Genomic DNA, 17,002 nt, shown 5'->3' with positions numbered 1-17,002 from the left:
CCTTCCCAATACCCCAATCCGCAGAGGTCTGATATCTAGCCAATACATAGGAAAATATCAGCCAAAAACCGTCTCCGATTAATCACTTCAATCACATTTTTCACTTTAATTCACTCTTTTTACCCTGATTTGCGCCTCACACATTGAACAAATCCCGGTGGGGAGGCAAAATAGCGGGGATGTCTAATTCTGATAATTCTCAAAATTCACTCGGAGAACTCCCCGCAGGGCGTCCTCCGCAAACCGATTTCAATAGCCAGTTCAACAACAACCTTGATTATCCCCGTCTAGGATCCGTCAGCTTCCGCCGCGGAACGCTTACTGATAATCAAGAAAGCATGTGGGAGGAATACTGGCCCCAGCTGGGCACGGTCCTCTATGATGAGCGGATAAACGTTGAGGAATGGTTTGGGCGTGATGATGCCCGAACCATCGTAGAAATTGGATCCGGGACCGGAACCTCTACCGCCGCAATGGCCCCACTCGAAACCGACACAAATATTATTGCCGTCGAGTTGTATAAGCCCGGCCTTGCCAAACTTCTCGGAGCTATCGTTCGCAATGAGATCAGCAACATCCGCATGGTTCGAGGCGATGGGGTGGAAGTTCTCACCCGCATGTTCGGAGAATCCTCCCTCGATGGGGTTCGTATCTATTTCCCCGATCCCTGGCCCAAAGCACGCCACCATAAACGGCGCATCATCCAGTCGGGGGTGCTTAACCTGATTGCCACCCGGCTTAAGCCCGGTGGAGTGCTCCATGTAGCCACCGATCACGCCGACTACGCCGAGTGGATTACCGAGCTCGTGGATGTAGAACCCATGCTGGAGTACATGGGCTGGCCCTGGCCAGACTGTCCACAGCTCACCGACCGCCAGGTGATCACCAAATTTGAGGGTAAAGGGCTGGACAAGGACCACACCATTACGGAATTCCTGTGGAGGAAGAAATGAATTCCTTTGATATCCCCCTCCACATCCCGGTGGCCCCTGATAACGAGCTCCTCTTGGTATGGGATGCCCCCAACCTAGATATGGGCCTCGGCGCCATCCTAGGCGGGCGACCTAACGCAGCTCACCGCCCGCGTTTCGACGCCGTAGGTAAATGGCTGCTAGCCAAAGCAGGCGAACTCAGCCATACCACTGGCATCAAGATCGAGGCCGAGGCCACGGTCTTTGCCAACATCACTCCCGGTGGGGCGGATAACGTTCGCCCTTGGGTAGAGGCATTGCGCAACATCGGATTCGCGGTGTTTGCCAAGCCCAAGCTCTCCGAGGAAACCGATGTGGACCCGGATATGCTCGCCCATATTCGTTTACGCCATCAGGCCGGCAAGCTCAAAGGCTTAGTGGTAGCCAGCGCAGACGGCCAGAATTTCAAAGACACCCTGGACGAGTTAGCCGCCGAGGGTGTAGCCGTCACCGTCCTTGGATTCCACGAACACGCATCTTGGGCAGTAGCCGACGAGGCATTGACGTTCGTAGACTTAGAGGAAGTGCCCGGAGTATTCCGCGACCCGCTACCTCGCGTCAGCCTGGACAAGCTTCCCGACGAAGGCGCATGGCTACAGCCATTCCGTCCACTTACTGCCTTATTGTCTAATCGCTAGGATCAATACACATGTTCTCACGCTGGGGAGACTTCGCTTACCGCCACCGCCGCGTGGTGCCCGTGGCAATCGTCGTGTTTATCGTGGCGATTTATGGCATCTTTGGCATCCGCCTTGCCGAGCGCATGAGCCAAGAGGGCTGGGACGATCCCGGCTCCTCCTCGACTCAGGCTGCCAACATTGAGCAAGAAGTCTTTGGCCGCGATAACTCCGGCGATGTTATTCTCCTCTTCTCTTCTGAAGACGGAATAGCAAAAAACAAGAACTTCGATGAGATCAAACGCTATCTAGGCGACCTCAAGGCTTTACACCCCGACAACATCGCAGACGTCACCTCTTACTTTGATAACCGCAACGCCCAGTTGCTGTCCAAGGACGGGAAAACGGCCTTTGCAGCGGTCTCCCTCAGGGGCGACCATGAGCAAACGTTGAAAGACTTCCGAGCGATCAAGGGGAACCTAAAGCCGCAATTTGATGGGGTGACCATACAAGTCGCTGGAGCAACCGCGGTCGCCGACGCCCTCGACTCCGGCATGGCGGGCGATATTAAACGTGCGGAAATCGTAGCCCTTCCGCTCGTGGCAATTTTGCTGCTGTTTGTTTTCGGCTCGGTGGTAGCCGCCTTTATGCCGCTTATCGTGGGCATCCTTTCTATCTTGGGTTCTCTCGGCGTGCTATCCATCCTCGCCGGATTCACGCAAGTAAATGTATTCGCACAGTCCGTGGTCACGCTGCTCGGCTTGGGCCTAGCCATCGACTACGGCCTCTTCATGGTCTCCCGCTTCCGTGAGGAAATGGATCAGGGGCGGGATATTGCTGATGCGGTGCGCATCACCACCTCCACGGCCGGAAAGACCGTGGTCTTTTCTGCCGCTATGGTGGCCGTGGCCCTTTCTGGCCTTCTGGTGTTCCCCCAGGCCTTCCTCAAATCGGTAGCCTACGGCGCCATCAGTGCCGTCGGCCTCGCAGCTTTGTTGTCCATCACGGTGTTGCCTTCCATCTTTGCAATGCTAGGAACAAAGATCGACAAGTGGACACTGCGACGAACCAATCGCAGCGCTCGTACGCTCGCCGGTACCTGGTGGTACAAGCTCCCCGCATGGGCAATGAAGCGCTCCAAGACTGTCGTTATATCCATCGTCGTTCTCTTGATCGCGCTAACGGTGCCACTAGCGGGAATCACGTTCGGCGGGATCAACGAGACATACTTGCCGCCTAACAGTGATGTCCGTAAAGCACAGTCCACCTTTGACAAGGAATTCCCGGCATTCCGCACAGAGCCGATCAAGCTGGTGGTCTCCAACGCCACCAACGATCAACTGATCAAGGTGTATCAGCAGGCGAACACGATCACCGGCCTCACAGATAGGTTCAAGCCGTCGACTGCAACAAAGGATGGCACCACCGTTCTCTCTGCGGGTATCGCTGATCGTAAAGACAATGAGTCCGTGGTAAAGCAGCTCCGCGCAATCGAGGTTCCCGAGGGCGTCAACGTACACATTGGCGGCACCCCTGCAATGGAAGTCGAGTCCATCGAGGCGCTCTTTGACAAGCTGCCATGGATGGCTATCTACATCGTGCTGGCCACGTTCATCCTGATGTCGCTAGTCTTCGGCTCAATGATCCTGCCAGCCAAAGCCATCATCATGACCATCCTTGGAATGGGTGCCACTCTGGGCATTCTCACCTCGATGTTCGTTGATGGCGTCGGCTCCGGTCTCTTTAACTTCTCCGCCGGCCCATTGATGAGCCCCGTCTTGGTCCTCATCATGGCGATTGTCTATGGCCTGTCCACTGACTATGAAGTATTCCTTGTTTCCCGCATGGTGGAGGCACGCGACAACGGCGAATCCACCGATGAGGCCATCAAGTACGGCACTGCCCATACCGGCGGCATCATTACGGCTGCCGCGCTGATCATGATCGTGGTCTGTGGCGCCTTTGGCTTCTCAGAGATTGTGATGATGAAGTACATCGCGTTTGGCATGGTCGTGGCATTGCTTTTCGACGCCACCATCATCCGCATGCTTCTCGTCCCAGCAGTCATGCATCTACTGCGCGAAGATAACTGGTGGGCTCCCCGCTGGGTCAAGCGAGCCTCCGAAGCCATGGGGCACAACGCTGCGCCTGAACCGCTGCCTGTTGTTTCTGTGCCCGTGGAGAGCGTCGATAAGCCCATGAGGCATGCGGAACCCGCACAACCTCGCGTGCCAGTATCCGCTTATATGGACGATACAAGCACCATGGTCCCGGTGAAAGAACGTCCTTCCCCAGTGCGCACCGCAGCTCCTCCGCGCCCAGCGGCTCCACGTCCCACGCCTCCGCGTCCGGAGCCTCCGCGCCCGGCGGCTCCGCGCGCAGCAGCTCCCCACCCGGAGATGCCCACTTTTAACCCCAACCGCACATGGGGCAGCACATCTGCCACATCGCGCGATATGGGAAGCACCGATACAGTGGAGGGGCAAGGCTCGTATGCCTCAAAGCGCAAGCTACACCATTCGCGACGCGAGACCCTCGTCTCCGACACAACAGTGGTGGACCCCCGGACCGCAGGCCGATCCGGACGCATTGCCTCCGAGGACAACGATCTCGTCCCCTTCTCTGAGCTGGTGAAGCGTCTGCGTGAAGAACATTAGAGCCCGATGGTGGCATAACAAGTGGGTGCGGTTTTTAGGACCGCTGGTGATCCTTGCGATCGCCGCCTTCTTGCTACGCGATAAAATGCCGTTTCTCGCCGAGGGATACCGCGAGGTCTTAGAGGCAAACAACACCGGGCTCGTCCTATCCGTCGTCGCGGTCCTTGTCTCCCTGATCGCTATGGCCGAGGTCATGCGGCAACTTCTGCGTGCCGGCGGGTCAAAGGTCAGCCTGCTGCACACCACCCAGCTAGTGTTCATTGCCAATTCTTGGTCAGGAACATTCCCCGGGGGCGCAGCTATTTCCACGGTGTATCAATTCAAAACCATGCGCACGTGGGGCGTAAGCATCCTAGTAAGCTCGTGGTTTATCGTAGTCTCCGGCGCGTTATCCACACTATGGCTCGTGGCCCTTGGCATTGTCGGAGTGTTATTCATGGGGGCGCAGTTCAGCATATGGCCGCTACTGGGCACCGCAGGCGTGATGGTCGGGGTCTCCGTATTGCTCTATGCAGCAACCAATAACCCACGCACAACCAGCTATTACGTCACCGGAATCGTGCGTGCTTTCAACCGCCTGATGCGCAAGAATCCCGAACGATGGATTCCCACGATTAAAGGGCAGATCGCGCAGTTAGACGCCGTACACCTCACCCCTAGTCGCTTTCGCGTAGTTTCATTACTTTCGCTCTCCAACTGGCTTTTCGACGTCGCCAGCCTCTGGCTATGCATCTGGGCAGTTACAGGCAACCTGCCTGGCCTGGAACGCATCGGTGAGATCCCCTCGTTCCTCGGCGTGACCCTCGCCTTTGTTACTGCAAAAATCGTAGGCACCGCACAAATCACCCCGGCCGGTGTGGGTCCTGTTGAGGCCGCCATGACTGCAAGCCTGGTAGCCGTGGGCATGCCCGTATCCCCCGCCTTTGGGGCAGTTTTTGTTTACCGTATTTTATCCTTTGCCCTTATCACGGCCATTGGCTGGATCATTTACTTTGTCACCGTTGCCCGCGGCGGAATACGCGCAAGCTATGGCGACCAAGACAACGAACCCTATAAGGAGACCGCAACCTCATGAAGTACTTCTGCTATGACGTTATAGCTGTGCTGGCATTCGCCGTATTGGCCCGGGCAGCACACGGCGGTCTTGGCATATTCCAGATCCTGGATACCTGGTGGCCTTTCCTCATCGGAACGGCACTGGGCTGGCTTCTCATCCGCGCCCAGAATCCGCTTTCCTTGCGTCATGGCGTTGTGGTCTGGGTCGCTACCGCGGCAGCCGGACTCTTGGTATGGGGCATCCGCCACGGGCAGGTCCCCCACTGGTCTTTTATGATCGTGGCTACCGTAATGAGCGGAATCTTACTCCTAGGTTGGCGGGCCGTAGCTGGAAAAATAAACAATAGCCAATCAAATACTTAATCTAAACCTCTTAAAAATAAGTATTCCCTTAACATATACTTTTTGCTAGGTTAATTTCTGGAAGTAACTTCCTACCTCAGGTTCCATTCACGGGGCCCTTTTGCATCCTTGAGAATGGTTCCTCGTTTTCGTCCAGAGCAACACAGCAAAGAGGTTTTCACGTCTAGATCTTCACGTCGACTCCCCTTTATCATCAGCGGAATTCTCGCGGCGGCCATCATCTCCCCTGCAGCTCCTGCGTTCGCAGCGCCGGCAGCAGAAGATAACATCCTTTCCGAGCTCCAGGCTCTTGCAGATGCCCCCACCAAGACCCCGGAGCAGAAGCTCCAAGAAGCCAAGCAACTATTAAAGAAAATTGAGGAGAAGGGTGGCGCCGCTGCCTACATTAAGCATGAGGGAGAAGAGGCCCTCAAAGCAGCTAATCCAAGTCAAGAAGAATTAGATTCCTTCATTAAGAGCTCTCCTAAGGAGCATGCCGAAAAGGAACTAAAAACGGCGATCGACGCCACGCGCGAAGAGGCCACTAAAGCCAACCAGTACATCAAGGAATTGCAGGAAGCCGAACCAAAGGGCTCAGCTTCCAACAATGACGCCTTCGTCCGCGCCGCCCAAAAGGTACAAAGCACCATAGACGTTATGCGACTCTATGCAGATTGGCTCTCCACCACAGAAAAGGTCGCAAAGCACTACCAGCTTCCGACAGACGACGTCGCAAACGCTTTCACCCCAACGACCACCGCATAAACTCTTTAAAACTTCCTGGGGCATAGGCACATGATTTCTTGCGCTCCAGGGATTAGGACCATTCTGAGTAGCTCCACCCGCTTCTGCCGGTGGAGCTACTCTTTCTTTTCAGATCAAGCGCACCACGGCCAGGGGCAATATCCCTCACAACCTCTCAATTAATCACCGACACAGCCCTCTCTTGCCGGCATATTCGACTATTCTAAGCACAATGACAGTGGAGACCTTTCTGGCTGGACTCAATCCCGTGGTTGTTTATGCAATCGTAGGGATCGGAGTACTCATTGAGAGCATCGGAATACCCATTCCAGGTGAGACTGCAGTAATCGCAGCATCGCTCCTATCCACGACCCACGCGGCCAATATCCATGTGCTCTGGGTCTTTGCGGTAGCATGCGTCGGAGCGATTATCGGCGATAACATAGGTTATTCTCTAGGACACCACTACGGGCACCACCTTACTTCCTGGCTAGAAAGACGCTTTCCCCGCCATTTCTCCCCCAACAGGATGCGTTATGCTGAACACCTCATGCGGACCAAAGGGGTTCCCGTAGTCCTCGGCGGACGCTTCATCGCCCTACTACGCATCCTCGCAGGACCGCTGGCTGGGGTGACCCATATGTCTTATTCTCACTTCTTTTTTGCCAACGCTGCCGGCGCTATAGCGTGGGCCGGAACAATTACGCTCATGGTTAGCTTTTTGGGTAGAGCCGCGCATACCTGGATCACGGATATCTCCTGGGTCCTGGGCGGCGCAGTCCTTATCCTGGGGATCATCGCGCTCGTCTTTGGGCGGATAACGGGACAATGGCTGGATAAAAAAGCAGACGCGCACGCCGAGGAGAATAAATAAGAAAAATCCCCTGGACTTTCATCACAGGGGATTTTTCCTCTTATAACATGCTTAATCGCCTACATAGGCATGATGGTGTGCTTCTTAGGCAGGTCGCGGACATCCTTGGTCTCTAGCTGACGCATTGCGCGTCGCAAAGCTATGCGCGTCTCATGAGGCTGAATCATGGCGTCCACATAGCCGCGCTCGGCAGCAACATAGGGGCTGGTCATGTTCTCATCGTAGAAGTCCATGAACACCTTCTTCATGTATGCACGCTGCGTCTCATCCTCGATCATCGCCAGCTGCTTGCCTTGGATCATCACGGAAGCCGCCGCGGCACCCATCACGGCGATCTGAGCTGTCGGCCAGGCCAGGTTGATGTCTCCAGTAAGGTTCTTGGAGCCCATCACCGCATACGCTCCGCCATAGGCTTTACGCACAATCAATGAGATTTTAGGAACGGTAGCCTCTACCAAGGCAAAGGCTAGCTTGGCACCGCGATGGATCAGACCAGCCTTTTCTTGGTCCACGCCAGGCAGGTAGCCAGGGGTATCCACCACAAACAAAACCGGGATGTTGTAAGCATCGCAAATACGGATGAACCGAGCACCCTTATCAGCGGCATCGGCATCGATGCAGCCGGCAAACTCTAATGGTTGGTTGGCCACCACGCCTACGGATTTTCCGTCGATACGCGCAAAACCCGTAATCAAGTTAGGCGCAAAGTTCGGCTGCACCTCAAGGAAATCATCGGAGTCGAAAAGACGCTTGAGCAGATCGTGCATGTCATAGCCGGCGTTGGTGTCATCCGGCATAAAGGAATCTAGGGCCTCGTCATCGGCAAGATCCTCATCTGCAGGAGCCCAATATTCAGGATTGGGATCCTGGCAGGTCAGCGGCAGGTGCTGCAAAAGGTCGTGGACATAATTGAATGCGTCTTCTTCATCGGCAGCCACATAGGAGACGTTGCCGTTGAGTTCCTGCTGGCGGGCAGATCCCAGATCATGGGAACTAATTTCCTCGCCGGTGACTTCCTTGATCACGGCGGGGCCTGTGACATACAACTCCGCGCGCCCATCAACGGCCACCACAAAGTCAGTAGTTACCGGCGCATACACTGCACCACCAGCGGATTTACCCATCATGATAGAGATCTGTGGGCTACGGCCAGACAAAGGAAGCTGCCTGCGAGAAATCTCCGAATACATCGCTAGTGAAGTCACAGCATCCTGGATGCGGGCGCCACCAGAATCCTGGATGCCGATCACCGGACAACCAATCTTGATGGCCATATCCATGACTTCACAAACCTTGCGGCCAAAGGTCACGCCCACAGAGCCGCCGTACACCGTCTTATCGTGTGCGTAGATAGCCACGGGACGGCCATCGATACGCCCGTACCCAGTGACCACGCCATCGCCATAAGGGGCGTCTTTTTCATCAGGCGTGCGGCCAAGTGCGCCGATTTCTACGAAAGAGCCGTCATCAAGAAGTCGCTGAATACGCTGACGAGGCGTGGTAAAACCTGCCTCATCGCGCTTTGCGCGGGCGCGTTCGCTGCCTGGGTCCTGGGCCTTTTCAAGGCGCGCGCGTAGATCAGCTAGCTTTTCCGCAGTTGTCTTCATGCTCACTTAGTCAGTCACCTGCTTGGGGATTATTTGCTGTGCAGTTCTGAAATTCGCTTGGTCAGCGCAAGGCCCACCGTAGCAATTTCCGGCTCATCGACCACCGCGAGGTGATCGCCGCGCAGTTGCACAATGTCCAACTGCTCTACGATAGCCGACCAACCACCGTCCTGATTAATCTCAGCGTACGCCGGTTCCAGTTCAATAGCCCCATCGTGCATGCGTTCTGCACGGAACAAGATCACAGGCGCCTTAACACCGGCCCAACGCTGCATATCCATCTTGTCCAAAATTCGGTTATCTACAAAGGAGGCCCTCTGGTGCTCCAGCACACCGGCAGAAAGGCCATGCTCAGAAGCATCCGTGTTGGCCAAGAACTCGCTCATCATGGTCAGGAGAGCGTCTTCACCAGCAGTTTCCAAGAGCTCATAAGGTACCGGGAAGTCAAGGCCGTAGGTCTTCTTAGCAAACGCCGAGTAGCGCTCCCACCGCTTCTTAGTCTCTTCCATCGTGTCTGGCGCCGGATCCTTAGGCTGAACCGTATCCAGCAGCGCGATCGTAGCGATCTCTACATCGCTGCCCTGCAACTGATGTGCGACCTCATAAGCCAACGCTCCGCCAAAGCTCCAGCCTCCCAAAATAACCGGAAGGCCATCGGAATAATGCTTGATCTCATCAAGGTACTGAGCCGCGCGCTCGTCCAAAGCGCCCTCCAGGCGCTCCACACCATACACGGGAACCTCAGCGGGGAGTCGTCGCATCAGCGGTTGGTATACAACGGAAGAACCGCCGGCGGGATGGAACATGAACACGGCCGGCGCGGTCGAGCCTTCCGGACGAGCCCGCAGCACGCGAATATTGCCTTCGACGTCGGTCTCTAGCCCCTCGCGAACAATGTTGGCCAGCGGCTCTAGAGTCTTCGCAGCAAAAACCTGCTCTGTAGTTACTTCAATGCCGCCACGCTCGGTGAGCCGCTCAGCGATGTCCTTAGCCTGCTCTTCAGTGATTGACGGAAGCTCACTGGTGACTCCCGCTGCCGCAGCACCAGTGATTCCTGCCCACGTAGCAAAGACAAGGCGTTCCGACGCATCACGCGGAGCCACTCCTACGCCTTTAGCACCGTCACGGGGTTCACTCTTTGCAGCAGCAGTAGGCACCGGTGCCAGGGTGCGCTCAGCATCAGCGGTAGCAGCAGAAGTGGTGCCATCGTCGGCTGGCTTAGCCGCAACCAAGCCTTCCACAAGGCTGACTACCTCGGCCGCGGAGGCGTCGCGAAGCGCCTGGACCTGTAGCGGAGGGATCTGGAAATCGTATTCAATGCGGTTCTTGATGCGCATACCCATCAGGGAGTCTAATCCGAGATCGATAAGAGGCAGCTCGAGCGGAAGATCCTCCACGTCATAGCCCATTGCCTCGGAGACAATAGCGCGCATCCGCTGTTCCACGGTTTCCCCGCTCGTCGGGTCCCAGCGCAGGGACTCGCCCACAAAATCAGAAGGCTGTTCTGCCTGATGTGCAGAAATATCCTGAGTCAGCGGTGCCGGAGTCTCAAAAGAATCAGCCGCCAAAGCCACAGCGGTGGCAAAGCCTTCCGCAACGGCAACGGTGGTGTCACCCATAACGCGGTGAATCTCTACGCTCACGCCACCAATATTGCGAGTGACCACAGTTGTTAGATCACCTGAGGGCGGTAGTGTTCCGGTCTCTTCTACCGCAATGAGCGTAGCGCCTGGAAGAACAGCCTCCACTGCAGCTTCCAATAGAGCGGCTGCAGAAGGAACCAGGTCAGCTGTGGTGGAGAAGGCCACTGCCCCTTGCGGCAGCGTCACCTTTGCGCCGGGCAATGCTGCATGATTGCCCGACGACGGGCGAGCAGCGGTCCAGTAGCGCTGACGCTTCCAAGGGATATGAGGAGCATGAATAGTCTCGCCTTCCCCATAAAGACGGCTGAAGTCTATCGGGGCGCCCTGAACATACATCTTGCCCAGGAGATCCCGGATGGACTCGGCCTCGCTTACCTTGCGCTTGAGTGCAAATAGTAGCTGTGCGTCGCCCTTGCCTACGCTGAACGCCGTGTTCATCATGCCCATCAAGGCAACCGGGTTCGGCGAAATTTCTACCAACATTGTGTGCCCTGCGGCAAACGCCTGCTCAGTAGCGTCCTGGAACCACACAGCCTGGCGGGTACAGCGCAGCCAATAGTCTGAATCGTGAACCACAGAGCCCACCGGATATGTGACTCCCCGGTCCACAGAGCTAAACAACGGAATGCTGATAGGTAGCGGGGTAATGTCCGAGGTCTCGGCTGCGAGCTCACCAAGAAGCGGCTCAACGGCACTCGTATGCCCGGCGCCCTTAACGTTAAGCAGACGAGCGAACTTCTCTTCAGACTCCAGCTTCTCTACAAGACGCACCACGGCCTCTCGTGGCCCGCCCACTGTGGTCATCCCTGGGCCGGCATAAACGGCAGGCTCAATACCAGCAAAATCTGGATGGGCGGCAATAAACTCGTCGAGTGCCTCCACGGAGAACTCCACCACAGCCATCGCACCCAGCTGGTCCTCAGGAAGAGACTTTTCGCCCTCTCCCATGAGTCGGGAGCGATGGCACGCAATGCGCATAGCATCCTCAGCGCTCAAGCCACCGGCTGCATATGCCGCTGCTATCTCGCCCATGGACATACCCATCACCGCGGCCGGGCGAGCCCCATAGGAGGCCAAGAGATCCGTCAGCGCGATCTGGATTGCGGTGATAGCCACCTGTGCGGTTTCGGTGTCATAGGTCTGTGCATCGTCAGCGACGATATCCAGGATGGACCATCCCGACTCAAAAACTACCAGCTGATCAAGCTCTTCCAGGCGCGCCCGGAACTCGGAAGACATAGCCACCAGGTTCTTCACCATCTTGCGATGCTGGGAGCCAAAACCGGAGTAGACAAAAACTGGCCCGACAGTAGCCGGCGAATCTGCGGCGGCAATACCCGCACTGATCTTGCCTTCCGCAACCTGGCGCAGGCGCTTCACGGCATCCGCGGTGGTATTTGCGTGGACTACGGCGCGAGAACGCCCATGGTTACGCTTGGCTACGCTACGCGCAACCTTAATCAGGTCTTCGTCCGCACGCCCTTCCAGGAAGTCTGCAAGCTGTGCAGCGACTTCTCTGCGTCGCGACGGCAACAGCCCCGATACCTCGAGAGTGACCGCGTTAGGATCCTCCGGGTCTATCAGCTGCGGAGTGGGCTTCTGCTGAGCAGTGTATTCCTCAGGAACAAAGGAGGAAACAACCACGTGCGCGTTGGTTCCGCCAAAACCAAAGCCGGACACACCTGCAATTTTGTGTCCCGAGTACTCAGGCCATTCACGCGGGTCCTCAATCACCTCAAGGTGTTCCGCGTCAAAGTCAACGTAGCGGTTCGGTGCCGTGTAGTTGAGGGACGGCGGCAGCACGTTGTTAATCATAGAGAGCACAACCTTGATCAGGCCAGCAGCGCCTGCGGCCGACTCGGTGTGCCCAAAGTTTGTCTTGGCTGACCCCAGCAGGGTGGGCGTAGCATAATCGCGCCCGGGGCCCAGGACCTTACCTAGGGAGGTGGCCTCAATGGGGTCGCCGAGGATCGTGCCGGTACCGTGCGCCTCCACATAGTCCACGGTCGCGGGGTCCACGCCGGCGTCGTTATAGGCACGATGCAGGACGTCTACCTGTGCATCAGGGTTCGGGGCAGTTAGCCCGTTGGAATGCCCATCTGAATTGACGGCCGAGCCTTTGATCACAGCCAGGATATTGTCGCCATCCGTAATGGCGTCCTGCACTCGCTTTAAAATGAGCACGCCGGCACCGTCGGAACGCACAAAACCGTCTGCGTCATCGGAGAAAGCATGAATCTTTCCGGTGGGGCTAAAGACCCCCAGCTCACCAAAGCCCGTAGAGACAAAGGGGGCAGCGAGGATATTCACTCCACCAGCCACAGCAACGGAGGCATCTCCCTCACGCAACGCCCGAATGGCTTGGTGCACAGATACCAGCGAGGAGGAACAAGCGGTGTCTACGCTGACCGACGGCCCACGGAAGTCGAATGCATAGGAGATACGGTTGGGGATGATCGAGCTGGCAGTACCCGTGAGCGCATAGGGGTGCGACTCAGAGGGATCTGCGCTGATCAACATTCCATAGTCGTTGCTGGAAGAACCAACGAACACGCCTACCGGTTCCCCGCGCAATTGGGAGGGCGCAATGTGCGCGTGTTCCAGGGCCTCCCACGTCAGCTCAAGCATGATGCGCTGCTGCGGGTCAATGTTCACGGCCTCCAGCGGTGAAAGCCCAAAAAACTCGGCATCAAAACTGGAAATATCGTCCAGATAGCCGCCCCGGAAATCGATATCGGCCATCTTTTTGGTGGTGACCTCATCAGCCGCATATTCCGACCAACGCCCAATGGGGAGATCGGTAATGCCGTCGCGCCCCTCCACCAGCATGGACCACATCTCATCGATGTTGCGGGCGCCCGGATAGCGCGCCGCCATACCCACAACCGCAATGTCGTGGTTCCCTGAGGTAGCCGAGGTACGGGTGAGGGTCTGTAGACGTACAGCCTGCTCACGGGGAGCACCCTCTACCAGGCGCTTAGACAGCGCCGCGATAGTCGGATATTCATAGGCGATCGTTGCATCAAGCTGAACACCGAGGAGGTTCTCCAACTCGCCTGATAGCAGCACAACATCACGGGAAGACAAACCGAAAGACTGCATCGGCTTGTCATCTGTGATCTCTTCAGCCGGTAGACCAGTAGTGGCGATAACCCAGTTGCGCAACCATACTCTCAGTTGCTCGGTGGTCATCGCGTTTTTGGCACCCTGGCGAGAATCCATACCTATAAAACCTTCTCAGTGATCGGCGAAATATCGGCACCCCTCGAAAAAGGAGCACCGATAAGATTTACCTACGACAGTCGTTCTATTCTATATCGTCACCGAGGAACTAAATGTTTCATCCACTGCGGTTTGCCAAACCCGCACTATAAAAGCACAAGAAGGGGCCGCCGCGCATTAAGCTTTTCGACGACCCCTCCTCTACCCAAATCCAATTACTGCTCTAGGTATGCCTTCTTGTTCACGCGTCGCGCGATCTTCCCGGAAGAAGAGCGGAGGATCTCTCCAGGAGCAACCACGCGGATATCAGCAGGAACCACGCCATGGGATTCCGTCACTGCTGCACGGATCGCCTCGATAGCTTCAGCATCACCGCTAGCGTCGCGCTCAAGGTCACGCTCAGCCAGGATAACCAGCTTTTCTACGTCATCGCCTTCAATAGCAAACGCAGCGACGGCTGCCGGGCGGATGTGCTCGGAAGCATGATCCACGGTGTACTCAATATCCTGCGGATAGTGGTTACGACCAGAGATAATGACCAGGTCCTTGAGTCGACCGGTGATAAATAGGTCGCCGTCGACTATGGTTCCAAGGTCGCCGGTAGCCATCCAGCGGTCATCCTCGGGAGCGTCTTCTGCATGGGAGTTCTCAGCCAAACGACCTGCCAACGTATTGCGGAAGGTCTCCACTGTGTCCTCAGCGCGATCCAGGTAGCCGGCCGCCACGTTATCGCCATGAACCCAGATCTCACCGATGGAGCCGTCGGCAAGCTCTTGCTTGGTCTCAGGATCCACGATCACGAGCTTCTGTGGTGCAACTGCCTGGCCACACCCCATTATGGATATGGAAGCAGGAGAATCGGAAGCAACCTGTACGGCCTTGTTTGCAGCGAGCTGATCGCGATCAAAGTACGCAATGTGCGGGCGTTCCGGAGTTTGCGGTGTGGTCACCAGCAGGGATGCCTCTGCCAAACCGTAAGAGGGGCGAATCACAGAGCGGTTGAGACCAAAAGGCCCAAACGCAGCCAAGAAAGCGTTCACTGCCTTTTCCGTGACAGGCTCGGAACCGACGATAAGACCGTCGACCTTGGAGAAATCCGCATCCGAGCCGGCCTCAGGGGCTGCGTAACGAGCCGCCAACTCCAGCGCAAAGTTCGGGACAACAGTGTAAACCGCGTTGTCACCCTCACGGCGCTTAAGCTGATTCACCCAGCGCGATGGCTGCTGGATAAAGTCGCGTGGAGCCATGAGCTCAAACTCCAGACCCAGCAGAGTCACAAACGCTGCCAAGATGATGCCCATGTCATGGTGCAGCGGAAGCCAAGAGACAAGGCGCAGTGGCGTCTTGAGCTGAATGGCTGTGAAGATCTGCAGCACGTTGGTCAAGATCGAACGGTTAGTCAGCACAACACCTGCGGGGGTACGGGTAGAGCCCGAGGTGTACTGCAAGAATGCCGGAAGATCAACAGGAGCAACCTTTGCAGCAGCAGCGAAGGCCTGTCCTTCCTCCGTGAGCAATGGGTTAACAAAGCTCTGTGCGCCAGAATCAGGCAAGGAGTCGATGGAAATGATACGTGGGCGTTCCGCACCTGGGGTGTCTGCAAAGAAGCGGCGAACAGCCGTAGCAGACGTGTTGTTGGTCAACACGATGGTGGGCTTGGCGTCCCCCATAACTGCAGTGAGGTGGTCTGCATGGCCCGGCTCTGTCGGGTCATACAGCGGCACGGGGACCATGCCTGCGTAGAGCGAACCTAGGAATCCAAAGAGATACTCTGGGCTGTTGTTAGCCAGAATAGCCACGCGGTCACCGATACTGCCTACCTGCTGAAGACGCGCTGCAACTACCTTGATCCGGGTGTTTACCTCGGTTCGGTTAAAGTCACGGGCTTCGCCTTCCCGGGAAGAAGTGAAGTCCCAGAAGCGGATGCAGTGGCGATCAGCCCCGCCTGTTGCGGCATCAGCCTGGAAGAGAACCTCGCCAAGGCCAGCGAGGGTCAGCTCGGGCCGGAGGGTAATCTCGCCCTTCTCGTTAAAGAACTGGCGCATAGCCTGATTCAGATCCATAAATCTCCTTGAGGGTTTCCTAGCACGGGGCCACTACACAGCCATCCGCACGCACCGAAAGTGCTTAACGTTCCATCTACTTTATTAGTTTTGATTGCGAAAGCGTTACACAGTGATCAAAAATCTAGATATTTAGGGGAAATCTTTAGCTATAGGCTACCAATCCCCTTAAGCGTCGGCAGTACGACGCACTCGGCAGGTCCCCTCCAGAGGTTATCCGTGCACAAAAACAAAAGCTGGAAACCCCGTGAGGTTTCCAGCTTTCTCATACTGCTCGATTAGCCGATCAGGCCCTTTGCCCAGTCCACTACCCATTGGTTGGCAGTGGTTCCAGGAATTACGTGCGGGTTGGTCGCATAAAGCGCGTGAACGCCGTTTGCCTCAACCAATGCCTGAGCTCGGATCAACGCATTTCCTACGTCAGCCGGGGCATCACAGATCGTGTCATCCGGCGCACAGATCTCAAAGGTTTTTGCATCCAACTCACCAAAACCATTAACGCGCGGACCGCGCATGGTAGCCCCCGGGACAATGGGCTGAATCACAAAGTTGAGTGGCTCGAGAGCAACTTCCGCTCCAACACCGTCCACAGGATTTCCTACAGCCTGGCCCACACCTGGCTGTCTCCTGCCATCCGCGATGAGGGCGACACCCCTCACTCGCTCCGCGGGGATAACTCCCTGACCGGTACCAATCTTGTTAGCAATATCTCCAGCAATCACTGCCCCCTGGGAGAAACCAGCGAGAATGAAGTCTGTCAGCGGGCATTCCTGATGGGTGCGAATCAACTCACCCTCTAGCGTGGACGTGCCCTCTTGCCTTGACTCGTCATAGCTCAGCTCATGCTGAGCATTGATGTTCCGGAACTGCGCCGTATAAGGCAGCGTCCATACCTTTACGCGGTTTGCAGAATACTGCTCTTGCAGTGGTCGAGAAATAGACAACATAAAGGATGCAGGATTTGCCATTGGATTGATTGGATCATCGTTCTTTGCCGATTCCCACGTACCCGGCGCAGATATAAATTCCACGTCAGGGCAGTGCGAAGGCTGGACGGGCTCAGATGTCTCCCCCGACTTAGGGGCGGCGCCCCTATCACCGGGATCAAGCGGATTCATATCCTTATCACTCATCCACCGAACGATGCCTACAAGAATCAGCATCAACACCACGATGGTCGCTATAACCGTGAGCAGTTTCTTCATA

11 protein-coding genes are annotated in these 17,002 nt (G+C 56.3%); 7 read left to right on the top strand and 4 right to left on the bottom strand.

Annotated features, from left to right (window positions below; genetic code table 11):
* Positions 1-179 precede the first annotated feature (179 nt).
* The 7 genes from trmB (at position 180) to CpATCC19410_RS03350 (ending at position 7,261) form a co-directional block, all read left to right on the top strand.
* A complete protein-coding gene (gene trmB / locus CpATCC19410_RS03380; RefSeq protein WP_014522578.1) occupies positions 180-953 on the top strand; it encodes a tRNA (guanosine(46)-N7)-methyltransferase TrmB in 774 nt (257 codons plus the stop codon).
* A complete protein-coding gene (locus tag CpATCC19410_RS03375; protein ID WP_013242801.1) occupies positions 950-1,609 on the top strand; it encodes an NYN domain-containing protein in 660 nt (219 codons plus the stop codon). The genes trmB and CpATCC19410_RS03375 overlap by 4 nt, the downstream gene beginning before the upstream one ends.
* Before the next feature lie 11 nt (positions 1,610-1,620).
* Positions 1,621-4,245: an MMPL family transporter gene (locus CpATCC19410_RS03370; RefSeq protein WP_013242802.1), complete on the top strand. Its 2,625-nt coding sequence runs from the start codon at positions 1,621-1,623 to the stop codon at positions 4,243-4,245.
* A gap of 46 nt (positions 4,246-4,291) precedes the next feature.
* Entirely contained in the window at positions 4,292-5,320 is a 1,029-nt protein-coding gene (locus CpATCC19410_RS03365) for a lysylphosphatidylglycerol synthase transmembrane domain-containing protein (RefSeq protein ID WP_014301004.1), read from the top strand.
* Complete coding sequence (locus CpATCC19410_RS03360) at positions 5,317-5,664, top strand: DUF3054 domain-containing protein (protein ID WP_013242804.1); 348 nt, start codon at positions 5,317-5,319, stop codon at positions 5,662-5,664. Before CpATCC19410_RS03365 ends, CpATCC19410_RS03360 begins: the two co-directional genes overlap by 4 nt.
* Before the next feature lie 114 nt (positions 5,665-5,778).
* On the top strand, positions 5,779-6,408 hold the full coding sequence (locus tag CpATCC19410_RS03355) for a hypothetical protein (RefSeq protein WP_013242805.1): 630 nt from the start codon (positions 5,779-5,781) through the stop codon (positions 6,406-6,408).
* A gap of 211 nt (positions 6,409-6,619) precedes the next feature.
* Positions 6,620-7,261 (top strand): DedA family protein, encoded by a 642-nt coding sequence (locus CpATCC19410_RS03350; protein WP_013242806.1) that lies wholly within the window; start codon positions 6,620-6,622, stop codon positions 7,259-7,261.
* Between the two features lie 59 nt (positions 7,262-7,320).
* Here the strand turns inward: CpATCC19410_RS03350 and CpATCC19410_RS03345 are convergent, their stop codons facing one another.
* The 4 genes from CpATCC19410_RS03345 to CpATCC19410_RS03330 form a co-directional block, all read right to left on the bottom strand.
* Positions 7,321-8,868 (bottom strand): acyl-CoA carboxylase subunit beta, encoded by a 1,548-nt coding sequence (locus tag CpATCC19410_RS03345; protein WP_014522485.1) that lies wholly within the window; start codon positions 8,866-8,868, stop codon positions 7,321-7,323.
* Between the two features lie 29 nt (positions 8,869-8,897).
* Positions 8,898-13,733 (bottom strand): polyketide synthase Pks13, encoded by a 4,836-nt coding sequence (gene pks13, locus CpATCC19410_RS03340; RefSeq protein ID WP_014401440.1) that lies wholly within the window; start codon positions 13,731-13,733, stop codon positions 8,898-8,900.
* Positions 13,734-13,948: 215 nt separating this feature from the next.
* Positions 13,949-15,796 carry a FadD32-like long-chain-fatty-acid--AMP ligase gene (locus tag CpATCC19410_RS03335; protein ID WP_014401441.1) on the bottom strand — a complete coding sequence of 616 codons (1,848 nt, stop codon included), beginning with the start codon at positions 15,794-15,796 and terminating at the stop codon, positions 13,949-13,951.
* A gap of 278 nt (positions 15,797-16,074) precedes the next feature.
* Positions 16,075-17,001, bottom strand: coding sequence for a cutinase family protein (locus tag CpATCC19410_RS03330; protein ID WP_013242810.1), 927 nt, complete (start codon positions 16,999-17,001; stop codon positions 16,075-16,077).
* Between the last annotated feature and the right edge of the window lies 1 nt (position 17,002).

Origin of the sequence: Corynebacterium pseudotuberculosis (genome assembly GCF_002155265.1) — a bacterium.
GTDB lineage: Bacteria > Actinomycetota > Actinomycetes > Mycobacteriales > Mycobacteriaceae > Corynebacterium > Corynebacterium pseudotuberculosis.
This window is presented reverse-complemented; position numbering and strand designations above follow the sequence as displayed.